We start from the raw sequence: 24184 nt of genomic DNA on the forward strand, positions 1-24184 counted from the left end.
AAAAGTTTACCATAATACGATAACAACCAATATCAAATTCTGAAAAACAATATAAATATATCGAATAACAACAAAAATATATTGACATTCAATTTTAGGAGTATTATCCTAAAATCAATAAAACGTTAGAAACACCCAAAAACGTTATTTTGGAGGAAAAATAATGGGAAAAGATGGGAATAAGGTGAATGTAAACGAGTCAGCAAGCATCGGTGCAACAAAAGCCTTTATAGTTATCCTGACAGTTGCTGCAGTGATTATGTGTGTTCTGGGCCCCAGAATCGTAGAGATCGTCATGACCAAGACAACACCACTTGTACCGGATGAGTACAGATTCTGGATTATGTTAATTGGGGGATATGTTCTTGCAACGATTCTATTTGTCTTTTTGTCTCTATTATATAAGCTGGTTTGCAGAATAGAACTGGGCGAAGTATTTGTAGAACAGAATGTTAAGGCACTTAGAATCCTTAGTAAGCTCGTATTTGCCGCATGTGTTATTACATTCGCTATCGGAATCACCTGTACGTACATGATATTCGTCATCACCGTTACAACCGCATTTGTGACACCTATCATCAGTGTTATAGGACATGCATTTGCCAAGGCGGTAGCGATGAAGGATGAATTGGACCTGACTGTATGAGGAGGTGGCCATGATTAGAGTTAATTTGGATGTGGTAATGGCAATGCGTAAGGTGGGGGCTGGAGATCTTGCGGAGAAGGTCGATATCACTCCGGCGAATCTTTCTATTTTGAAAAATAATAAAGCTAAGGCGGTTAGATTTTCGACGCTCAACGCGATCTGCAAGGAGCTTAATTGCCAACCGGGAGACATCCTGGAATATGTACCAGACGAAGACAACGATGGAGGACAGTATGGAAGTAAAGAAGAATAAGGTAGTCTTTAGATGGGCTGCCATCATAAGTTATGTTGTGGGATTTATTTATATTAAGTATATGGCCTGGAGCGCAGGCATTTGTGACAATGATTTCTGGCAGGGCAAATACGGACTCAGGATGCTGATCTTTGCAGTGATTTTTATTGTATGCACAGAGCTGTTTGCAAATCTTACAGGCGTTACCTATCAGAGTATTAAGGAAAAAAAGAACTCGGTAATCGAGCCGATTATCTATATCGCATGCATATTGCTTCAGTCAATTGGACTTGCTTTCTGGAACTTCCATGATGACTGGGAGGCTGCACAGCTCTTTTTCTGGCACTTTACAATTATCTATTATATTCTCGCAAGAACAGGCTCACTGGTAGCTGGCAGAAGCGGAATAATGTTTATCATAGACTGTTTTCAGGGATGTGTTGTTATTCCGGTCAGCAATATGTTCCTCAGAGTAGTTGCTATTTTCAAGAGAGAAGATAAGCTTGATGAAAATGGAAATGTTATTCCAAGGAAAAAGATTTCTGCTAGAACTGTTGCAACAATAGCAGCTTCTTCGTTTGTAGCACTCATCATTTGCTTATATGCGTATGTTCAGCTTGCAAATGCATCAGATACCTTTGAAGATGTTGGAACTCGTTTCTTTGAGGCTTTAAATAAGTTTTTCACTCAGGATTTCTGGGAGTATATTACAGAGAACTTTGTATTTTTCTTAACTTCAATCCCTGTTAGCTGGTTCCTTTTCTGCCTGCTTGGTGGAACTCTCAACACTGATAAGCCTTACGTTACAGATGAGAGAATTGAACATGAGACAAAAGGCTTCCACGTGCTTCCTTCATATTCAGCTTATATCATTATCGGAAGTGTTTGCCTGTTATATACATTGTTCCTTGGCGCTTCAATAAATGACTTTATCAACCATAAAGGTCTTTTTGCAGCAACAGCACATGAAGCATCAGTAAGAGCAGTTGGAAGCTTCTGGAGCCTTATAAGAGTTGTTCTTTTGAACTTTGTAATCCTTGCCGGATCATGTTTCTTCTCACAGAAAGCTCTTTGGGATGAGAAGGCTACAAGAATCCTTGCAACAATACTTTTTGTGTTCGCCCTTGGATTCGCAGTTCTTGCTGCATGTAACCTCATTGGTGTATATATCATGATCTTTGGAATCACACCAAGAAGAATTATGTCATCATGGGTAGTTATGAATGTCATTGCATGGTGCATACTCCTGATAATTCGTTTTTACAAAAAAATACCTGCCGCTCAGATCGGTATTATCCTTGCGGCAGTTTCATTCTCAGTTGTTGTATGCTTTAAATTCTAAGTGTTCCATATAGGTGACCATCAAATTCTCTAAAGTAGGTCTCTTCGATCTTGCGCATGAAGACTGTAATGTCTCCATCACCAAAGTACAGCTCGAACCTAAGGGACCCTACACATTCACCTATGAGATGGACGCGAATATATAGAACATTTTCTCTAAGCCAGATGGCACCTGCTGCAAAGTGGGTGCCTTCGTTTTGCTCTGGGCCACATAAGGAAGCCTTCATATCTGAAGGGATTATGTCGCCTTCTACCATGTTCTGGAATCCAAATTTTATTTCGGTAAAAGAACTATCGCCGCTCTTATCATCTGACAAAAGCTTTAAGGATGACGCATCCTCTGACAGATCAAGTACCAGCTTGGTATAACCCTGCCTGTTATTGTCAAGGTCATATTCCAGGTGCTTGGATGTGATGCATGGAGTAGGATTTGGCCGTCCATTTGGAATCTTTGGAAGTTCGACTTTTAAGGATTCCGATAGCTTCATAAGCTCATCGTAATCTCTTTTGCCGTCTGTAACTTCCTTTATATCATCACAAATTCCAGGTAAAAGAATATTGTAAATGCCATCATATATAACCTGATTGCCACCAGCAATTCCCTGAGTGTCAGCAGTTGTCATGATCAGAAGCTCCTGCTCTGGAAGGCTTATGGCCAGCTGACCACCCATGCCATACATTACAAAGCCGCCCATTTCATTCTGCCAGATCTGCATTCCATAGCCCACAGATTCACTTGGAAGAGGCCCTGTCATTATGCTGTCGCTCAGGTTAGAAGTGGCAAGCTCGATGAACTGTGGATTTAAAAGAGTTCTTTTTTCACCATCGTTGCAAACTACAGTGCCTTTTTTATCAAGGACATATAAGACCTTCAGAATATCCATTGGAGTTGCCATAAGGCCACTTCCGCCGATAGATACCCCAAAGGGATCCTTGACCATATATGAGTTTTCGCTGAAATCAAGATAACACAGGAACTTTTCTCTCAGGTACTCCAGCATTGGCTTATCTGTAAGCTTTTCTACAAGTGCGCACATTACATGGGCTGCAGATGTGTCATAGTGGAACACTGTTCCAGGCTTATGTGTGGGAGCTACGGTAAAAAAGCTCTCGACCCAGTCGGACTTCATATCTACCTTGTAGGTGGTAGAAGCGTGACAGGTGCGCATCATCAGCATATTTCTGATGGTTGTCTCTTTTATCCAATGATGGGTATCGGCTGTTATGTATTCAGGAAAATATTTGGTAATGGAATCATCAAGAGATATTTTTCCCTCATCTGCCAAAAGAGAAATGGCCATGGCAGTGAAACTCTTACTTATGGAAAACATTCTGTGAAGAGTATCTTTTTTATAGGGGGCATAATATTTTTCAAATACAAGCTTATCTTTTCTCATTATGAGAAGTGAGTGCATTGGAATTTCTTTTTTATCAAGATATAAGAGGAGGTCACGAATCGATGAAGATTTTATTCCTGCCTCTTCTGGAAGTGTGGTGTTAAAAGCGAACATATTAAACTCCTTATAAGGTTATGATTATCAGCTGCTTTCATCATAGCAGAACGGAAAAGTTTATCGCAACTGGCTTATTAGTAAAGAACGATTTGATATAGTTGTTTTAGGGCTAATTTCTATGCTATAATCTGTAGTTAGTACATTATTGGAGAGGTGTTTATGTCATCAATAATTCAGAACAATCAGGTTTTTAATAACGAAATCGCTTTTTGCAGAGTATATAGCTTAGAGAGCAAGAAGCAGCTCGAGGAGAGATTCCTTGCACACAGGATTTCATACTTCATAGAGTGGCAGGATAAGTCAATTATTCAGCGTTTGTTCGACAGAAAGGGCAGCAAGATCGTTTGCACCTTTAGAATCAATAAGAGCGAGGTTATGAGAGCAAGAGAGCTTGCTCAGGGAATCGAGGGTATCAAGTTCAAGGACAACGGAGACATCAAGTTTAACGAGCGCATTCGCAGGAGAAGCGAAGCTGTTAAGAGTGATGACGACAGCGATGGACTTGAGATGCCAGAGCTCAAGTTTGAGAATAGTACTGAGGACTATGAGGAAGAGAACTGATAAAGAGTAGGGGACAAGCGCCCCTACTTTATTTTTGTATCATAGGACAATTGTTCCAATATCTATATTTAAGAGTGTTGTATTTAATGAGAGGTAAGAGATGTCATATCATCAGAATGTTAAAAAATTTGAGAAGATAAACCAGAAGATGAACAAGGGAAAAGAGGCTGCGGATAAGACTCAGGACAAGAATAAGAAATCTAAATTTACAGATGGGCTTAAGGCAAGTGTAAAGGCAAAAGCAGATGTTGAGATGAATGAGAAGTCTGTAGGTAAAAGTAAGACAAACACTAAGGTCAAGACTGCTCCAAAGGGCAAAAATGCAGATAATAAGACTCTTGCCAAAAAGAGCCGCTGTCCATATTTCAAGAAGTGCGGCGCTTGTCAGATGATCGATACTCCATATGACAAGCAGCTCAGACAGAAGCACGCTCATGTAGCGGAGCTCCTTGAGCCATACACAAGAGTTGCAGCTTTTGTTGGAATGGAAGAGCCGGAGCACTACAGATGCAAGGTTCACGCTGTATTTACCCATGATAAAAAGGGCAATCCATTATCTGGAATATATAGAGAAGGAACACATGACGTTGTGCCTATCGACAGCTGTCTTTTGGAGGATCAGAAGGCTGATGCTATCATCGGTACAATCCGTGGAATGCTCAAATCCTTTAAGATCAAGACTTATGATGAGGACAACGGCTACGGACTTCTTCGCCATGTACTCATCAGAATTGGCAAGAATACAGGCGAGATAATGGTAGTACTGGTTACAGTATCACCTATTTTCCCATCCAAGAATAATTTTGTTAAGGCACTCCTTAAAGAGCATCCGGAAATAACAACAATTGTTCTTAATGTAAATGACAAGCAGACCAGCATGATTCTTGGAGATAAAGAAAAGGCCATGTATGGCCCTGGATTTATCTATGATATCTGCTGTGGCATGAAGTTCAAGATCAGTCCTAAGTCCTTCTATCAGGTTAATCCGATTCAGCAGGAAGTTCTCTACAATACTGCGATTGAGATGGCTGACCTCAAGGGGGATGAAGTTGCTCTTGACTGCTATAGTGGTGTAGGAACCATCGGAATCATCGCAAGCCCTCATGTTAAAGAGGTTATTTCTGTAGAGCTTAATTCTGACGCAGTCAAGGATGCCAAGCTTAATGCCAAGATAAATGATGTGGATAATATCACATTCTACGAGAATGATGCTACAAGATTTATGCAGCAGATGGCTGATTCAGGGGATAAGGTTGATCTGGTATTCATGGATCCACCACGTGCAGGCTCAACACCAGAGTTTATCGAGTCTATGATCAATCTGGCACCACAGAAGGTTGTCTACATCTCATGTAGCCCGGATTCATTGGCTAGAGACCTTGAACTTATCACAAAGGGAGGCTACAAGGTTAAAAAAGCTGTGCCAGTAGACATGTTCCCGTTTACTAGATCGATAGAAACCTGTGTGTTACTGACAAAATAATGCGTTACAGGTTGAGAATGCTGTGATATTCTTAAATAAAAAACAAATTAGGGGAATAAATGTATGAAAAAGAGTAGTTTTGGGACGAGACAAATTGTAATTACAGCAGTGCTGCTTGCTATATGCATAGTCAGTCAGTACTTTAAGAATCTGAGCGTGTTTATAACCGGGCCTATCATAAATGCCTGTCTGATCATAGCTGTTTTATCATCAGGGCTTGTAAGCGGCCTTATTTTGGCAATTATAACACCTGTTACGTCATATATCATTGCTGCATCACCAGTTATGATGGCAGTGCCTTGGTTGGTTCCATTTATTATGACTGGAAATGCTGTCCTTGTACTTGCAACTAACCATTTCCTTAGAAAAGACCTTCAGTATGGAAAAGGGCTTAGAGACATAAAGAGTTACGTAAAGGCTGTTATTTGTTCAGGACTTAAGGCATTCTTTATGTGGATTACTATTTCAATGTGGCTCCTTCCTGCATATATATCTGAAGAGAGCCCACTTTTCAATAAGCTTCCTGTATTTAAGACAATGTTCTCAGCAACACAGTTTATTACAGCCTGCATTGGCTTTGTATATGCTTTTATTATCTGGGCTGCTCTTAGCAGATTCCTTAGAAAAGGCGAGTAATCGTAACAGATGTTTTTTTCAATTTTAGCAAGAATTTTTACATGATTTTAGGTTTTTCTAAAAGCCTGTTCCATATAGAATAATCCAAAAGGGAGGATTATTCTATGTCTGTACATGTTATTGATGAAGCAAATCGTTGTTTGCAGTGCCCTAATCCCAGATGCAGGGAGAATGGGTGTCCGATTCACACTAATATTCCTGAGATGATCAGACTTTTTAAAGAGAATAAGATGATGGAAGCGGCGGAGATGTTGTTTGAGAACAATCCGCTTTCCATGGTCTGCTCTCTTGTCTGCAATCATGAGAATCAGTGCGAGGGGAACTGTGTTCGCGGGATAAAAGGGGACCCCGTCCATATTTCTTCCATAGAAAACTACATATCAGATTCCTGTTTTGAGAGACTTGAGCTTAAAAAAGCTCCTTCAAACGGAATGAAAGCAGCTGTAATCGGTGCAGGACCTGCAGGAATAACAATTGCTATTATTCTTGCTCTCAAGGGATATTCCATTACAGTATTTGAAACTCACGACAAAATCGGTGGAATCCTTAGGTACGGAATACCTGAGTTCAGGCTTCCTAAGTCCATTCTGGACAGATACTATGTCAAGATGAGAGAGCTGGGTATCAAATTCAGACCTAATTTCTCTATTGGAGGATCAACTGGTATTCAGGATCTTTTAAATGATGGCTACAAGAGCGTTTTCATTGGAACTGGCGCATGGAGACCGCGTAAGCTTGGAATTCCAGGAGAAACCTTTGGAAATGTCTTTTACGCTATTAACTATCTCAACAATCCTGATGTCTACGAGCTTGGCGATAAGGTGGCTATCATTGGCGCTGGAAATGCTGCAATGGATGTTGCCAGAACTGCCATCAGACACGGCTCAAGAGATGTCACAGTTTATGTAAGGGGCGATGAGGTTTCTGCGTCCAAGACAGAGTTCGAATATGCCAAGGTTGACGGTGTCAAATTTGAATACAATATGTCTATTGTGAGAATAGAAGATGATGGCCCTGTGTTTAAGGATGGAGATGGCGAGAAGCTCATACCTGCTGATAGCATTCTCATTGCAATCTCTCAGGTTCCTCAGGACAGGATTATCAGTAAGGAAAAAGACCTTAAGCTTAACGAGAAGGGTAATCTTGCCACCAATGAATTGGGCGAAACTACCATTCCGGGAGTATTTGCGTCAGGCGATGTTGTTACAGGTGCCAAGACTGTAGTTGCAGCTGTAGCAGTTTCTAAGCAAATTGCTGAAGATATGCACAACTTTATGCAGACAAATAGGTGATTATTAAGGTATAATAGATTCTGCGAAAAATTACTTGGAATTGTATAGGGTAGAGATGCAGAATTATAAGTTCATTATCAGCTATGATGGGACAAGATATCATGGCTGGGAGAAAAAGCCGGGCATTGACACTATTCAGGGTAAGGTAGAAGGTGTTCTTAATAGGATGGTTGGTGCTGATGGGGCTAATGAAGTGAATCTAATAGGCGCAGGCAGGACTGATGCTGGTGTACACGCCAGAGCAATGACTGCCAGCGCCCTTCTTGAGACGAAATTATCTGAAGCGCAGATACAGGAGTATATGAATACTTATCTGCCGGAGGATATTAGTATCAATGAGGTCAAGGTCTGTTCTGACAGATTCCACGCCAGATATAATGCAATAGGTAAGACATACAGATATACATGCTGGTATGGGGCCAGCAAGCCTGTTTTTGACAGGAAGTATGTGACTATTCTTGATGCGGAGCCTGATGTTGACAAGATGAAAGAGGCGGCGGGCTTCTTAGTTGGCGAGCACGATTTCAAGAGCTTTTGTGGCAATCCCAAGATGAAGAAATCAACGGTTAGAAACGTTGATGCCATCAACATAGAGAAGAGTGGCAATTACATTCGTTTTTATTTCCATGGCAATGGATTTTTACAGAATATGGTGAGAATTCTCACTGGAACGCTTTTGGAAGTTGGCTATGGCAATATTCCTCCACAGCGTGTTAAGGACATTCTGAGTGCATGTGACAGGAAACAGGCAGGACCAACTGCCAGACCAGAAGGCTTATGCATGATGAAGGTGGACTACTAATGTATCTACGAGTGGCCAAGGCTGTGAGTAGTAGATATATAAAATTATGATACGGGGTGTTATATGAATCACAAGTTAAGCAAAAAACTATTTATGACAGTAGCCGGAATGTTTATGATAGCATTTGTTCTTTTGACAAATCCTATCACAGCCAAGGCTGCTGGTACTGGTGCAGTTGCAATCAATTCCGTAACCATCGGTGGCAGCAATGTTAATATTGTTGCTTCTGCATCGGACCTTCCAGACAGTGATGATGGGGTATATTATCTCTACGCTGAGAAGGTATATCAGAATGGCCCTTCAGGCAATGCAATAGCATCTGCTCCTGTAGGCACTGCGGTTAATTTTTCAGTACCACTTGGTATGAATACAGCAGATTGCCGACTTTATGACAAGTTCCAGATCTGCGTGCTTCAGGGCGGCGCAATGGTACCTGTAACTAATCCAAGATATATCACTAATCCTGAGGTTCTGGGCACAGCTGTTCCAGCCAAGAACAACGGTAAAAAGGGTATTATCCTTGACGGCGCCAAGATAGGCAATGGCAATACAGAGGTTGTTGACCTTGGAGTTCAGCAGGCTGCTTATAATATCAACATTACTGATATTGTTGGCGGTAACGGAGCTGTTAAATATGAGTATAATGGCAAGGTTTATGGCTTTGACTCTACATATCTCAGCCAGTATGACCACTGCGTTAAGACTACTTCCAGCCAGGGAATCGGACTTACAATGGTACTTCTGAACCCTTATTCAAGAGGCGAGGAGTTCATGATCTCTCCATCTTCAAGAGGTGGAATCGGCAGAAGCAGCTACTATATGATGAATACTTCTGAGCAGAAGGGCCTTGAGCATCTTGAGGCAGTTATTTCCTTCCTTGCTAACAGATATAACGGACGTAATGGCTTTGGACAGATTGACAACTGGGTAGTTGCCAACGAAGTAAATGCCAAGAATGTATGGAACTACTCATCAGTTTCTGATGAGCTTACATATGCGCAGTTGTATGTTGATTCTCTCAGAGTGTGCTATAACGCCATCAAGAGTAAGAATGCCAATGCAACAGTCTGCATCAGCCTTGATCAGAACTGGACACATGTACATAATCCAGCTTCTTACTACTCTGCAAGAAGTATGATCGAAGCTATCAACGCTGTGGCTTGTGCACAGGGTAACTTTGACTGGGCTGTAGCTGAGCATCCATACAACTATCCTATGACATGGACTCCTTTCTGGACTCCTAAGAGCGAGACTGCTGCAGCTATGATCCAGCACAACATCAATACACCATATCTTTCTATGGAGAATATTGAGCAGCTTACAGATTATCTTAGCCTTCCTGAAATGCGCAATACCAAGGGCAATGTGAGACCAGTTCTTTTAACAGAGATAGGTTATACCTCAACTCAGAGCGAAGAGGCTCAGGCTTATGCCATGGTTTATGCGTATCAGAGGGTTATGACTAACAGATATATCAGAATGATCATATTCAACAGACAGACTGATTTCCCTCTTGAGGTAAGACAAGGACTTTCTGTAGGTCTGACAGACCAGAAAGGTAGAAGGAAACTGGCTTACGAGGTATTCAAACAGATGAGTGGCCCTAACGCCGGAACCTATTCAGCACAGGCTGCTGCGTATATGGGAATAGCCGATTGGAACGCTGCCATGAATGCCCGCTAACCCAGTACTGGTGCGGGGTTCATACATTTTTTATAAAGTTAAAAAAAGGATTAAGTAACCGCTGATACCGTCGATTAATTAACCCGAAACTAGGATAATAAATTTATCAGATAATTCTAGTTGGAGGGTGCCGGTCATGAGGAAAAAAATCGCTTCTATCGCAGTATCTATGGGAATATCTTTAATCCTCATCTTACTTAATTGCATATTAGAAATTGGTCAGCTGACTGTATATGCGGCGGAACCTTCAGTCCAGAATATCAGCATAAACAGCGAGTATGTTATTCCTGATGGATATGACTGGTGTACCTATTACGTGGTTGTTGCTACTAACAATACAGGCAAGGATATCACCATAAATGCTGAGTTTGCAGCACTTGATAAATCAGGCAAGATTCTTGGAAAGTCTCAGGATTATTCAGACGCAGTCAAAAAAGATCAGCAGTTTATACTGTACGGGCAGTTCAAAAATGCTGATATTGCAGGCGCTAAGGATTTTAAGTATAACTTCAGCATAGCTGAAACTGATAACTGCACATATAACTCAGTAAATATAGATGCTGTTAACAACGGTGAATGCCTTCAGGTATCTGCTACCAATTATTCTGAGCATGATATTCAGGGTGTTGGAGTCAGAACAGTATTTCTTAAAAATGGTAAGGCTGTTGGCTTTGATACGGTAAATATCGCAGATGTAGGCTATACCTTCCACGGTGGCAGTACTAATTCACAGATGGTTGGCCACAACACTGGAAGCTATGATAATTACATTCTGACTTATACATCAGCAGGCAATGATGTAATGATGGATTTTTAATTTAATATCATTAGTTTTTTTGAGCGCAGGAAATAGACCTGCGCTCTTTTCTTTTGGGGTTAAACTATGCTATACTATTCACTGGTTACATATTTTGAATGAAAGAGATTTTTAGTAATGACGTCTGACAAGAAGACAATTAAGTCGGGGAAAGTTTATAGTAAGCGCGTTCAGCATTTACGCAGGCTGATTGTGGCTACAGTAATTGCTTCTTGTCTTATCCCAACATGTATTTGTATTATCCTTGCAATTAAATATGACAGACTCAGAGGTAACTTCGAGCAGAGTACTACTGACCTTGCCTGGTACAGAGACCGGTATGGTACAGAGATGGAGATACTTGCAAGGGAAACTGAGGAAGCTGCGCAGCCGGCACAGGAGGCTACTACGGAACTTATCAGTGAGATAGAGGCTGCTGAGGCTAGTCAGACAGAGACTTCTACCGATCTTGTTAACATGGATGTTGACTATGCCAATGTAGAAGTTAGTGGAGCTCAGAATCCTGAGGATATTGAGGGAACACGATATGTTTATCTTACCTTTGATGACGGACCAAGCTCTTATACCAATGAGATTTTGGATATTCTGGCAGAGTATGATGTCAAGGCTACATTCTTTGTATGTGGCAAGCCTGATGCAAGATATACAGACGTTTACAAGAGAATAGTGGATGAGGGACATACACTTGGTATGCATTCCTACAGCCACAAGTATAATGTAATCTATGAATCAGCGATTTCTTTTAAGGCTGATCTGGAGAAATTAAGAGTATTCTTATATGAGACTACAGGAGTCTGGGCCAAGTATTACAGATTTCCTGGTGGCAGCTCCAACAATGTCAGCAAAGTCAGCATGAAGGAACTTGTTGATTGCCTTAACGATAGCGACATAACATTTTTTGACTGGAATGTTTCTGCAGGCGATGACAGAGCTGGTTCTAACAAGACTACTATTTACAACAACATTGTGGAGAATATTCCAAGATTCAAGCATTGCGTAGTCCTGATGCACGACGCAACTGACAAGAAGGCCACAGTAGAGGCCCTTCCTGAGATAATCGAGGCTATTCAGGCAATGGATGACACAGTGATATATCCGATAACAGACGATACGTTACCGGTTCAACATATCAAATAATAAGATTTATAGCGAATGGAGGATATCAAGATGGGATTTTTTTCTGAGCTGAAGAATGACCTTTCACAGGCTGTTAACACTCTCATGCCTGATGACAAGGCGGACGAGACAGCTACTCTTGATAGTGACAAGAATGGGGAAGGTTCTGCTCGCGGGGACAAGTCTAAGGGAGTAGATATTGACAGCATGCTTAACAAGCTGGATGATATCAAGCTTGACGAGATTGGCGGGGAGAAGTCAGAGACTTTTGAGGCAGAGGAAACCAAGGAACCAGAAGAGGTTGTTGAGGAGACCGTAGAGCCAGAAGAAGCTCCAAAGAGTGCACTTGACGTAATGGCTGAGCTTAAGCAGAGCGCTGCAGCAGAAGCTGCTGCTGAGATCGAGAAGGAAGAACTTGATCAGCTTGAAGAGAAGATTGAGGATCAGACAGAGGCTGAAACTGAGGTGGAGCAGCCACAGTCTGGTTTCGAGGCACTTGGCGCAGCACAGGAGTCAGTTTCAGGGGATATGTACATTGCAGAAGAGCCTGCAACTGTAGATAATAATTCAAATGATGGGGGATATGATACTATGGATTTCGAACAGCAGACACCAACAGAAGAAACAGCTAGCATAACAGAAGGAATGGTCATCACTGGTGACCTTCAGACAACAGGTTCACTTGATCTTATTGGTAAGGTAACAGGTAATATCAAGTGCCTTGGCAAGCTCAATGTTACAGGAGAGATCGCAGGTGATTCAGATGCTGCTGAGATTTATGCTGAGTCAGCAAGAATTACTGGTGAAGTTAGAAGTAAGGGAAGCGTCAAGGTTGGACAGAGCACAGTTATCGTTGGTAACATCTTTGGTTCAAGCGCAGTTATCGCTGGTGCTGTTAAGGGTGACATCGATGTTCACGGTCCAGTAGTACTTGATACAACAGCAATCGTTATGGGTAACATCAAGTCTCAGTCTGTACAGATCAACAATGGTGCAGTTATCGAAGGTATGTGCTCACAGGCATATGCAGATGTTAATCCATCAGAGTTCTTTGAAACACTTAAAAACAGATAATAGAATAGTCGGAGATAGTTATGAGAATTTTATTAAAACTCAGTGGTGAGGCCCTTGCGGGCGACAAGAAGACTGGCTTTGATGAGGAGACAGTCAGAAAGGTTGCTCTGCAGGTTAAGCAGCTTGTTGACAACGGAACACAGGTAGGAATTGTTATCGGTGGTGGTAATTTCTGGAGAGGCCGTACAAGTGAGAACATTGATCGTGTTAAGGCTGATCAGATCGGAATGCTTGCCACAATCATGAACTGCATTTATGTTTCTGAGATTTTCAGAAGCGAGGGCATGATGACCAATATACTTACACCTTTTGAATGTGGCTCTTTTACCAAGCTGTTTTCTAAGGACAGGGCTAACAAGTATTTTGCAAGAAATATGGTAGTGTTCTTTGCCGGTGGTACAGGACATCCTTATTTCTCAACAGATACAGGAGTTGTACTGAGAGCAATAGAAGTTGAGGCAGATTATATTCTTCTTGCCAAGGCAGTAGATGGTGTTTATGACAGCGATCCTGCCAAGAATCCAGATGCTAAGAGATATGATACTGTTTCTATTGATGAGGTTATCGCAGAGAATCTTCAGGTTGTAGATATGACAGCTTCAATTCTTGCAAGAGATAACAAGGTTCCAATGAGAGTGTTCGCTCTTCAGGAAGAGAATAGCATTGTCAACGCCGCAGCAGGCAAATTTAATGGAACTACAGTTACAACAGATTGATAAATACTACACTGGAGTTTAATAGGAGGAATCCGATATGAATGAAAAGTTAAAACCATATAATGATAAAATGCAGAAATCATTTGATTTCCTGAGAGAGGACCTTGCATCTATCCGTGCTGGTAGAGCAAACCCTCATGTACTTGATAAGATCAAGGTGGACTATTATGGAACACCTACACCTCTTCAGCAGGTTGGTAACGTATCAGTTCCAGAGGCTCGTATCATCCAGATCGCGCCTTGGGACAAGTCTCTTATCAAGGATATCGAGAAGGCAATCATGATGTCTGATCTTGGAATCACACCTAGCAATGATGGTGCTGTTATCAGACTTGTATTCCCAGAGCTTACTGAGGAACGTCGTAAGCAGCTTACCAAGGATATCCGCAAGAAGGGCGAGGATGCTAAGGTAGCAGTTAGAAACGTACGTCGTGACGGTAACGACGCTTTCAAGAAGCTTAAGGGCACAGAAGTTTCTGAGGATGAGATCAATGATCTTAACGAAGAGCTTCAGAAGATTACAGACAAGTTTATCAAGGATATTGATACTGCTGTAGAAGAAAAGAATAAAGAAGTAATGACAGTATAATTAGTTTTTGCTCCGCATCACTGCGGAGCAAATCTTTATGTAGGTAAGTGATATGGATAATAATACAAATATTCCTCAGCATGTAGCGATTATTCTGGATGGCAATGGCAGATGGGCCAAGGCTAAGGGAATGCCCAGAAATTATGGACACATGCAGGGAGCCAAGGCAGTAGAAGATATTTTGGTTGATGCCAGAGATATAGGCATCAAGTATCTTACAGTCTATGCTTTTTCAACAGAGAACTGGTCAAGACCAGAGACTGAGGTTTCAGCGTTGATGACAATTCTGCGTAACTACCTCAAGACCAGTATCAAGAAATCAATGAAGAATAATGTTCGTTGCCGTGTTATCGGTGATAAGAGCGCTCTTTCTCCTGATATTCAGGATGCTATCAGAGAGCTTGAAGAGGCAACAGCTGGCAATACAGGACTCACATTTACTATTGCCATTAACTATGGTAGTAGAGATGAGATCACTCGTGCGGTCCGCAAGGTTGCCCAGAAGGTTCAGGCAGGTGAGATAACAGCAGATGAGATCACACAGGATATGATCGCTGAGAATCTTGATACTAATTACCTTCCAGATCCTGATCTTCTCATCAGAACCTGTAACGAGCAGCGTATTTCTAACTATTTGCTGTGGCAGTGCGCATATTCAGAGTTTTACTTTACAGAGGTTGCATGGCCTGATTTTGACAAGGAGCAGCTTCTCAAGGCAGTAGAAGCTTATGGCAACAGAACACGTAAATTTGGTGGTCTCAAAACTGAGGAATAAGGCTGGTATATAGATTTGAAGAATAGAGTGATTAGCGGAATTGTTATAGGTGTAGTTCTCGCTGTGGTGCTTCTGACAGGCGGCTATGTTCTGGCAGCAACACTTCTGGCGGTTTCATTTATCAGCTTTTTCGAGCTGACAAGAGCTACAGGAATACATGAGCAAGGCAAGAAGTGCAATGCATTGGAATTGTGCGGATATATATCCATCGCTGTTCACTATGTGCAGATGGTGCTGGTGCAGGATTACAGATACTATATCTTTTCAATCATGTTTGCATTTTTCCTGATAATGGTCTGCTACGTTGTGAACTTTCCTAAGTTTACAGCTACAATGGCTATTACAACATTCTTTTGCTTTGTATATGCACCAGTGAATATGTCTTTTGTATATTTACTGAGAATCAGACCTTTTGGACAGTATTTTGCATGGATTCCATTTATTGCATGGGTTTGCGATACATGTGCCTATTTTACTGGAAGAGCTTTTGGCAAGCACAAGCTTGTACCTAAGCTTTCTCCCAAGAAGACAGTAGAGGGCGCTATAGGCGGAGTTATTGGCTCGGTTATAGTTGGTGCCATCATCGGATACATCCTCTATGTCAGGGAGTCACTCGACTATGGCATTATCATCGCACTCATGGTTATAACCTTTGCAGGTAGTATCATTGCTCAGTTGGGTGATCTTCTTGCATCCGGAATCAAAAGAGATCACAATATCAAGGACTACGGACAGCTGATTCCTGGACATGGCGGAATCATGGACAGATTCGACAGTGTAATTTTCGTAATACCTTGTATATATTTTCTGGCAGCTGTTCTGGCGCCTATGATTTATTAAATAGTGCTTATACATACCCCTTTTACCCTAAAAAGTAAAGGGGTATTTTTTATGTCCTCATAGTGATATAGTATACAGTGACTGATTTTATAGTTTTCTATTTATAAAAAGATATAGAGGTGAAATTTAATGCATAGAAATATAGTACTTTTGGGTTCTACAGGTTCAATTGGAACTCAGACTTTGGACGTTGTCAGAAATAATCCGGAGGAGCTTACTGTAGTAGGTCTAGCAGCCAACAGGAGAGTTGCGGATGTTGAGGCTCAAGTTAGAGAATTTAAGCCTAAATATGTCTGCATGTACGACGAGGCTGCAGCCAAGGACCTTCAGACCAGAATCGCAGACCTTGGTATCAAGGTTATGTCAGGCATGGAGGGACTTCTTGAGATAGTATCAGTTCCAGAAGCAGACACTGTCCTTACTGCAGTTGTTGGTATGATCGGAATTCAGCCTACAATCAAGGCTATAGAGAGTGGTAAAGATATTGCCCTTGCCAACAAGGAGACTTTGGTATGTGCTGGTCACATCATCATGCCTCTTGCAGCACAGAAAAAGGTTCAGATTCTCCCTGTAGATAGTGAGCACAGCGCTATTTTCCAGTCTCTTAACGGAGAGCCAAGGGACAAGGTTGAGAAGATTCTTCTCACAGCCAGTGGCGGACCTTTCAGAGGCAAGAAGAGAGAAGAGCTGGCTAATATGACTGCAGCCGATGCTCTCAAGCACCCTAACTGGGATATGGGACCTAAGGTTACAATCGATTCTTCATCTCTTGTTAACAAGGGACTTGAAGTTATGGAAGCAAGATGGCTCTTTGATGTGAGCCTTGATAATATTCAGGTTGTGGTTCACCCACAGAGTATTGTTCACAGTGCAGTTCAGTATGTGGACGGCGCTGTTATTGCACAGCTTGGAGTGCCTGATATGAAGCTTCCTATTCAGTATGCACTCTTTTACCCAGACAGAAGACCTATGGCTGAGAAGAGGCTTGACCTTTTCGAGCTTTATAGCCTTACCTTTGAGAAGCCTGATACTGATACCTTCAGAGGTCTCAAGCTTGCTTTTGATGCTGCTTATGCTGGCGGTAGTATGCCAACAGTATTTAACGCAGCCAATGAGATGGCAGTTAAGGCATTCCTCAAGGGCGACATCAAGTACCTTGAGATCTATGACATGATTGAAAGAGCTATGAATCACCACAATAGAATCGATAATCCAGATGTTGCAGCTATTCTTGCAGCAGAGAAGGAAACCTACGATTATCTTGGATATTGATATTAGTTATGTATATGAGTGTTACACAATAATATAACTGACAGCTAGGAGAGATATGATAGTAAGCGTACTTATTTTCTTTATTATTTTTGGAGTGCTGGTAGCCTCCCATGAGTTTGGACATTTCATTGTGGCCAAGTCAGGTGGCATCAGAGTTAACGAGTTCTTTATCGGAATGGGCCCCACTATCTGGAAGAAACAAAAGGGTGAGACTCTTTACAGCATCAAGCTTCTTCCTATTGGAGGAGCCTGCGTATTTGATGGAATGGATCCAATTGCAGAGGAGAAGGGCTCATATGATGAGCATTCTTTCTTAAATGCTCCAGTGTGGAGGAGAATTGCTACTCTTTTTGCCGGACCATTTGCCAACTTTATAATTGCCTACATTCTTTCTGTCATTCTCGTGAGCTTCACAACCTGGGATTTCCCGGTTATCAGCAATATGACTGAGGATTCAGCAGCAGTAGAAGCTGGAATGCAGATTGGCGATAAGTTCATCAGCGTTGATGGCGAGAAAGTTTATATGGCTGGTGAAGTTACTCTTATCTCACAGTTTGCGGAAGGCTCTCCTATGGAGATTGTGTATGAGAGAGATGGCCAGAGATATACAACAACTCTTCAGCCCAAGTACAGCGACGAAGCTGGCAGATACTATATGGGTATCTATCTTGGAGAGTACGACCGTATCCAAGGCCCTGCAGCTCTTAAATATGCATGGTATCAGGTCAGATACTACTTTAAGGCTACCTACAGAAGTCTTGCACTTTTGTTCAAGGGAAGACTCACAGCAGATGATGTTTCAGGCCCTGTTGGTATGGTCAAGATGGTGGATGATACTTACGAAGAGGTTAAGCCTTATGGAGTTTCAGCAGTTGTGCTGACTATGCTGTCTTTGACAGTTCTTTTGTCAGTCAACCTTGGAGTTATGAACCTTCTGCCAATTCCAGCTCTTGATGGAGGAAGACTGGTGTTCCAGTTCATCGAGGTTATCTTTGGCAAACCTGTTCCTCCGGAAAAAGAGGGCTTTGTACACATGATAGGTATGGTGGCACTTCTGGGGCTTATGGTATTCGTACTGTTTAATGACATTACAAAGTTTACAAGGTAAGGAGATATTTATGGCATATAGAGATAATACTAAGGTTATTCATATTGGCGACAGAGTGATCGGTGGCGGTAATCCAATCCTCATCCAGTCCATGACTAATACTAGAACTGAGGACGTAAAGGCTACAGTTGAGCAGATCAAGAGACTTGAGGAAGCTGGCTGCGAGATCATCAGATGTACAGTTCCTAATGAGGAAGCTGCCAAGGCGGTTAAAGAGATTAAGAAACAGATATCTATTCCGCTTGTTGCTGATATTCACTTTGATTACAAGATGGCCATTGCAGCTATGGAAAATGGCGCTGACAAGATCAGAATCAACCCAGGTAACATCGGTTCCAAGGACAGAATTGCAGCAGTTGTATCCTGTGCCAAGGAGAGAAATATTCCTATAAGAGTAGGCGTTAACAGTGGTTCTTTGGAAAAAGACCTTGTGGAGAAGTACGGAGGTGTAACAGCCCAGGGACTTGTAGAGAGCGCTCTAGATAAAATTGGAATCATTGAAGATCTTGGCTACGACAACATGGTTGTCAGCATCAAGTCATCTAACGTTATGCTCTGTGCCAAGGCTCATGAGCTTCTGGCAGAGAAGTGCCAGTATCCTCTTCACGTAGGAATCACAGAGGCTGGTACTCTTTACGGTGGTAATATCAAGTCATCCGTTGGCCTTGGAATCATTCTTAGTCAGGGCATTGGTGACACAATCAGAGTATCTCTTTCTGGAGATCCTGTAGAAGAGATCAAGACAGCCAAGTTTATTCTTAGGACACTTGAGCTTCGTAAGGGCGGAATCGAAGTTGTTTCCTGTCCTACCTGTGGCAGAACCAAGATTGATCTCATCGGACTTGCTAACCAGGTTGAGACTCTTGTGCAGAAATATCCGCTTGATATCAAGGTTGCAGTTATGGGCTGCGCAGTAAACGGCCCTGGAGAAGCCAAAGAGGCTGATATAGGAATCGCTGGTGGCGACGGAGAAGGCCTTCTTATTAAGAAAGGTGAGATTATAAGGAAAGTTCCAGAGAGCGAACTTCTTAATGTATTAAAAGCTGAGCTGGATAACTGGGCTGGCTGAGAGAACTAACAGAGGTTTTATGAGTAAAAGTTTTTTTGAGGTTTTTCCTGCCCTCAAGCTGGATGCGGGGACCAAAGAAATCATGGAACAGACCATGGTTGAAAAGGTATCCACCACGAGGAAACAGGATTTCATTAGAATATACATTTCCAGTAACAAGCTGATAGATAAGTCTGATATTCTCAAGACCGAATCAGGTATCAAGAAGCAGTTTTTCGGAGGTCAGGACCTTACAGTTAAGATCTACGAGAAGTTTAGCTTGTCAGCTCAGTACACTCCCGAGAATCTGATCGATTTGTACAGAGAGAGTATAGAAATGGAACTAAGAGACTATGACCACATGGAATATAGTCTTTTTCGTTCTGCCCAGTTTGTGTACCCAGATGATGACAACATTGTAGTGCAGCTCGAGGACAGCGTTGTAGGCAAAAAGAAAGCTCCTGACCTTGTGCGCGTACTTTCCAAGATCATCAATGAGAGATGTGGCCTTACAGCTGTGATTTCACCTGAGTTTGTTAAGACGGAAAAAGAGGAATCAGAGCCTGACTATTCAGAAGAAGCAGCCACAATGGCCAAGAAGCTTGAGGCTGTTGAGCAGCAGGCTGAGGAAAAGAGAAAAGAAAAGGCCGAGAAAAAAGCGGCCAAGGAAGCCGAGAAGGCTGGCGGAGATTCTGCAGCTCCAAAGAGCGCAGGTGCTGCACAGGGAGGCGAGAAGACTCAGGCTGGTACAACAGCAGAGGGCGCCAAGAGTTCTTTTGCCGGAAAAGGAAAGTGGACTGGCAGAAGATCAGACTTTGGCGGAGGCTTCAAGAAGTCTGATAATCCTGATGTTATCTTTGGTAGAGACTTTGACGACGAAGTAATGAAGCTGGTTGACCTTGTGGGCGAGCTTGGTGAAGTTACTATCCACGGCCAGATCACAGCTTTTGAGCAGAGAGACATCAGAAACGAGAAGAGTATTCTCATATTTGATATTACTGACTTTACAGATTCTATTACAGTCAAGATGTTCATCAAGACTGAGGATGCGCCTGAGATTACCAAGGATATCAAGTGCGGAGCCTTTGTTAAGGTTAAGGGAATTGCGGCTGTAGATAAGTTCGACCACGAGCTTTCTATCCAGTCTGTTGTGGGAGTCAAGAAGATTCCTGATTTCACAACCAAGCGTAAGGATAATGCTGATGTTAAGCGTGTTGAGCTCCACTGCCATACCAAGATGAGTGATATGGACGGTGTTTCTGAGGTTAAAGACATCGTTAAGCAGGCCTACAAATGGGGTATGCCTGGAATCGCTATCACAGACCACGGCGTTGTTCAGGCTCTTACTGATGCCAACCATGTATGGGAAGATCTGTATTCAGGCGAATGTAAGCGTAGAAAAGAAGCAGGTGAGCCACCTATCGAGAGACAGGATTTCTTTAAACTTGTCCTTGGCGTAGAGGCTTATCTTGTTGATGACCTCAAGGAAATCGTAGTTAATGACAAGGGACAGCCACTTGATGACACTACCTTTGTCGTATTTGATATAGAAACAACAGGATTTTCTCCTATTAAGAATAAGATCATCGAGATCGGTGCTGTTAAGATACGTAACGGTGAGATCATTGAGCGCTTTTCTGAGTTTATCAATCCTCAGGTTCCGATTCCATACAGGATTGAGAAGCTCACCAGTATCAATGATGAGATGGTAATGGATGCTCCTACAAGGGAAGTGATCATTCCTAAGTTTGTGGAGTTCTGTAAGGACGCGGTTCTTGTAGGACATAATGTTTCTTTTGATATCAGCTTTATCAACCAGAACTGTAAGGACCTTGGAATTGACGTTGACTATACAACAGTAGATACACTCTGGCTTGCGAGATATTTCTTCCCGCTACAGGCTAAGCATACTCTTGATGCTGTAGCCAAGACTCTTAATGTAGTTCTTGACCACCATCACAGAGCTGTTGATGATGCGGAGTGTACAGCTCTTATCTTCAACAAGTTTGTTCCTATGCTCAAAGAGCAGAAGGCTGAGAACCTTACTGATGTAAATATTCTGGGTAAACCAACCCCGGAGATGATAAGACACCTTCGTCCTAATCACTGCATTATTCTTGCCAAGAACACACTGGGAAGAGTTAATCTCTATACCCTTGTCAGCAAGTCTCATATAGATTATTTCAGAAGATTCCCTCTTATTCCCAAGAGCGAACTTATGAAATACAGAGAAGGACTTATTGTTGGAAGCGCCTGCTGCGCCGGCGAACTTTACGGAGCGGTTGTAGAGGGAAGACCACCAGAGGAGATCGCTGGTCTTGTAAACTTCTATGACTATCTTGAGATTCAGCCTGTGGCTAATAACCACTTCATGGTTGGCTCAGAGAGATACGAAGATATTAACTCTGATGATGATATCAGAGAGATCAATAAAGAAATCGTAAGGCTTGGAGAACAATTCAATAAGCCTGTAGTTGCTACATGTGATGCTCATTTCCTTAATCCTGAGGATGAGATCTATAGGACTATCATCATGGCCGGAAAAGGTATGGATGATGAGGAGCCGGCGCCTCTTTTCCTGAGGACAACTGAGGAAATGATGGCTGAGTTTGACTACCTTGGTGGCGATAAGGCAAGAGAGATTGTTATAGACAACACAAGGAAAATCCTTGATATGTGTGACAGTATCTCACCTGTGCGCCCTGATAAGTGTGCTCCTGTCATTGAGAATAGTGATGAGATCCTCACCAAGATCTGTTACGACAAAGCTCATGAGATATATGGCGAAGACCTTCCTGAGATAGTTCAGGAGCGTCTTGAAAGAGAGCTGAATTCCATTATCAAGAATGGATTCGCCGTTATGTATATCATCGCTCAGAAGCTGGTTTGGAAGTCCAATGAGGATGGATATCTGGTAGGTTCCAGAGGTTCCGTTGGATCTTCTTTCGTTGCCTTTACTTCAGGTATCACAGAGGTTAACTCACTTAGTCCGCACTATGTGTGCCCTAAGTGTAAATACAGCGATTTCGAATCAGAAGAAGTTGTAGCATTTGGTGGTAATTCAGGCTGTGATATGCCTGACAAGAGATGCCCTAAGTGTGGAACAATGCTCTACAAGGACGGCTTTGATATTCCTTTCGAGACCTTCCTTGGATTCAAGGGAGACAAGGAGCCTGATATCGACCTTAACTTCTCTGGTGAGTATCAGTCCAAGGCCCACAAGTACACTGAGGTTATCTTCGGCTACGGACAGACCTTCAGAGCTGGAACTATAGCTTCACTTGCTGATAAGACGGCTTACGGCTTTGTTAAGAAGTACTATGACTCAATAGGCTCCAGCAAAAGAAAAAGTGAAATAAACAGAATCGTTCAGGGCTGTACCGGCATCAGACGTGGTACAGGTCAGCATCCTGGTGGAATCATAGTTCTGCCAGTGGGAGAGAATATCAATTCCTTCTGCCCTGTTCAGCACCCTGCTAACGATATGACAACTGCAACAATTACAACACATTACGACTATCACTCAATCGACCACAACCTTCTTAAGCTCGATATTCTGGGACACGATGATCCTACCATGATCAGATTCCTTCAGGATTGTACGGGCCTTGATCCCAAGCTGGTTCCACTTGATGATAAGAATGTAATGAGTCTTTTCATGAATACAACAGCGCTTAACGTAACTCCTGAGCAGCTTGGAGGCACTAAGCTTGGATGTCTCGGACTTCCTGAGTTTGGTACTGACTTCGCTATGCAGATGGTTATCGATGCCAAGCCTTCATCACTTTCGCATCTTATCAGAATTTCTGGTCTGTCACATGGTACGGACGTTTGGCTTGGTAATGCTCAGACTCTTATTCAGGAGGGCACAGCCACAATCGATACCTGTATCTGTTGTCGAGACGATATCATGATCTACCTGATCCAGAAGGGACTTGATAAGTCTGAGTCCTTCAAGATCATGGAGGCTGTTCGAAAAGGTAAGGTTGCCAAGGGTAAAGAGGGCAACTGGCCTGAATGGAAAAAAGATATGACGGATCACGGTGTTCCTGACTGGTACATCTGGTCCTGTGAGAAGATCAAGTACATGTTCCCTAAGGCTCACGCTGCAGCCTATGTTATGATGGCCTGGCGTATAGCTTATTTCAAGGTTTATGTGCCACAGGCTTTCTATGCTGCATGGTTCAGTATCAGAGCTAAGGCCTTTAACTATGAGCACATGTGCCTTGGTGAGAATCACCTTCATGCAATCATGCGTGAGTATCAGAACAAGAAGGATGAGCTTACAAACGCTCAGCAGGCTGAGTACGGTGATATGAGACTTGTTGAGGAGATGTACGAAAGAGGCATCGAATTCATGCCTATCGATATCTTCAAGGTTAAGTCCAGAGACTTCCAGGTTATCGGGGACAAGATCATGCCTGCTCTCACCAGTATCGATGGTATGGGTGAAAAAGCTGCTGACCAGATCGTGGAAGCTGCCAAAGACGGCCCATTCCTTTCTAAGGATGACTTCAGACAGAGAACCAAGTGTCCACAGGGCGTTATCGAGAAGATGGCCGACATGGGACTTCTTGGAGACCTTCCTGATTCTAACCAGATCAGCTTGTTTGATCTGATGAAGTGATGAATAAATTTT

21 protein-coding genes are annotated in these 24184 nt (G+C 42.4%); 20 read left to right on the top strand and 1 reads right to left on the bottom strand.

Annotation, left to right across the window (positions count from 1 at the left end):
• The first annotated feature begins 163 nt into the window (after nt 1–163).
• The 3 genes from IJI01_RS00385 to IJI01_RS00395 are packed head-to-tail and all read left to right on the top strand — an operon-like array spanning nt 164 to nt 2220.
• Nucleotides 164–646 (top strand): DUF2975 domain-containing protein, encoded by a 483-nt coding sequence (locus tag IJI01_RS00385; protein WP_292184128.1) that lies wholly within the window; start codon nt 164–166, stop codon nt 644–646.
• A gap of 10 nt (nt 647–656) precedes the next feature.
• On the top strand, nt 657–899 hold the full coding sequence (locus tag IJI01_RS00390) for a helix-turn-helix domain-containing protein (RefSeq protein ID WP_292184131.1): 243 nt from the start codon (nt 657–659) through the stop codon (nt 897–899).
• On the top strand, nt 880–2220 hold the full coding sequence (locus tag IJI01_RS00395; RefSeq protein ID WP_292184134.1) for a DUF4153 domain-containing protein: 1341 nt from the start codon (nt 880–882) through the stop codon (nt 2218–2220). The genes IJI01_RS00390 and IJI01_RS00395 overlap by 20 nt, the downstream gene beginning before the upstream one ends.
• Here IJI01_RS00395 and IJI01_RS00400 read toward each other — a convergent pair.
• Nucleotides 2210–3730 carry a serine hydrolase domain-containing protein gene (locus IJI01_RS00400; protein ID WP_292184137.1) on the bottom strand — a complete coding sequence of 507 codons (1521 nt, stop codon included), beginning with the start codon at nt 3728–3730 and terminating at the stop codon, nt 2210–2212. The genes IJI01_RS00395 and IJI01_RS00400 overlap by 11 nt on opposite strands.
• A gap of 162 nt (nt 3731–3892) precedes the next feature.
• Between IJI01_RS00400 and IJI01_RS00405 the strand changes: the two genes are divergently transcribed.
• The 17 genes from IJI01_RS00405 to IJI01_RS00485 all read left to right on the top strand — a co-directional run bounded on the left by IJI01_RS00405 (nt 3893) and on the right by IJI01_RS00485 (nt 24172).
• Nucleotides 3893–4294, top strand: coding sequence for a hypothetical protein (locus IJI01_RS00405; RefSeq protein ID WP_292184140.1), 402 nt, complete (start codon nt 3893–3895; stop codon nt 4292–4294).
• Nucleotides 4295–4394: 100 nt separating this feature from the next.
• A complete protein-coding gene (rlmD, locus tag IJI01_RS00410) occupies nt 4395–5777 on the top strand; it encodes a 23S rRNA (uracil(1939)-C(5))-methyltransferase RlmD (protein ID WP_292184142.1) in 1383 nt (460 codons plus the stop codon).
• A 63-nt stretch (nt 5778–5840) separates the two neighbouring features.
• Nucleotides 5841–6413 carry an ECF transporter S component gene (locus IJI01_RS00415; RefSeq protein WP_292184145.1) on the top strand — a complete coding sequence of 191 codons (573 nt, stop codon included), beginning with the start codon at nt 5841–5843 and terminating at the stop codon, nt 6411–6413.
• Nucleotides 6414–6517: 104 nt separating this feature from the next.
• Nucleotides 6518–7705 (top strand): NAD(P)-dependent oxidoreductase, encoded by a 1188-nt coding sequence (locus IJI01_RS00420; protein WP_292184149.1) that lies wholly within the window; start codon nt 6518–6520, stop codon nt 7703–7705.
• 55 nt (nt 7706–7760) lie between these two features.
• Nucleotides 7761–8507, top strand: a complete 747-nt coding sequence (truA, locus tag IJI01_RS00425) for a tRNA pseudouridine(38-40) synthase TruA (RefSeq protein WP_292184152.1) — start codon at nt 7761–7763, stop codon at nt 8505–8507.
• Nucleotides 8508–8570: 63 nt separating this feature from the next.
• The gene (locus tag IJI01_RS00430; RefSeq protein WP_292184155.1) at nt 8571–10190 is read left to right on the top strand and encodes a DUF5722 domain-containing protein; all 1620 of its coding nucleotides are present in this window, start codon (nt 8571–8573) and stop codon (nt 10188–10190) included.
• 136 nt (nt 10191–10326) lie between these two features.
• Complete coding sequence (locus IJI01_RS00435; protein WP_292184158.1) at nt 10327–11007, top strand: hypothetical protein; 681 nt, start codon at nt 10327–10329, stop codon at nt 11005–11007.
• Nucleotides 11008–11124: 117 nt separating this feature from the next.
• Nucleotides 11125–12144 (top strand): polysaccharide deacetylase family protein, encoded by a 1020-nt coding sequence (locus IJI01_RS00440; protein WP_292184161.1) that lies wholly within the window; start codon nt 11125–11127, stop codon nt 12142–12144.
• A gap of 30 nt (nt 12145–12174) precedes the next feature.
• Nucleotides 12175–13197, top strand: coding sequence for a polymer-forming cytoskeletal protein (locus IJI01_RS00445; RefSeq protein WP_292184164.1), 1023 nt, complete (start codon nt 12175–12177; stop codon nt 13195–13197).
• Nucleotides 13198–13217: 20 nt separating this feature from the next.
• Nucleotides 13218–13913 carry a UMP kinase gene (gene pyrH / locus IJI01_RS00450; protein ID WP_292184167.1) on the top strand — a complete coding sequence of 232 codons (696 nt, stop codon included), beginning with the start codon at nt 13218–13220 and terminating at the stop codon, nt 13911–13913.
• A gap of 37 nt (nt 13914–13950) precedes the next feature.
• On the top strand, nt 13951–14502 hold the full coding sequence (gene frr / locus IJI01_RS00455; protein WP_292184170.1) for a ribosome recycling factor: 552 nt from the start codon (nt 13951–13953) through the stop codon (nt 14500–14502).
• A gap of 52 nt (nt 14503–14554) precedes the next feature.
• The gene (locus IJI01_RS00460; RefSeq protein ID WP_292184173.1) at nt 14555–15277 is read left to right on the top strand and encodes an isoprenyl transferase; all 723 of its coding nucleotides are present in this window, start codon (nt 14555–14557) and stop codon (nt 15275–15277) included.
• Nucleotides 15278–15304: 27 nt separating this feature from the next.
• On the top strand, nt 15305–16117 hold the full coding sequence (locus IJI01_RS00465) for a phosphatidate cytidylyltransferase (RefSeq protein ID WP_292184176.1): 813 nt from the start codon (nt 15305–15307) through the stop codon (nt 16115–16117).
• A gap of 129 nt (nt 16118–16246) precedes the next feature.
• Nucleotides 16247–17389 (top strand): 1-deoxy-D-xylulose-5-phosphate reductoisomerase, encoded by a 1143-nt coding sequence (locus IJI01_RS00470; RefSeq protein WP_292184179.1) that lies wholly within the window; start codon nt 16247–16249, stop codon nt 17387–17389.
• A gap of 55 nt (nt 17390–17444) precedes the next feature.
• Nucleotides 17445–18497: an RIP metalloprotease RseP gene (rseP, locus tag IJI01_RS00475; protein WP_292184180.1), complete on the top strand. Its 1053-nt coding sequence runs from the start codon at nt 17445–17447 to the stop codon at nt 18495–18497.
• A 10-nt stretch (nt 18498–18507) separates the two neighbouring features.
• Nucleotides 18508–19566, top strand: a complete 1059-nt coding sequence (ispG, locus tag IJI01_RS00480) for a flavodoxin-dependent (E)-4-hydroxy-3-methylbut-2-enyl-diphosphate synthase (protein ID WP_292184183.1) — start codon at nt 18508–18510, stop codon at nt 19564–19566.
• Nucleotides 19567–19585: 19 nt separating this feature from the next.
• A complete protein-coding gene (locus tag IJI01_RS00485; protein ID WP_292184185.1) occupies nt 19586–24172 on the top strand; it encodes a PolC-type DNA polymerase III in 4587 nt (1528 codons plus the stop codon).
• The last annotated feature ends 12 nt before the right edge of the window (nt 24173–24184 follow it).

The organism is Butyrivibrio sp. (assembly GCF_017433805.1).
GTDB lineage: Bacteria > Bacillota > Clostridia > Lachnospirales > Lachnospiraceae > Butyrivibrio.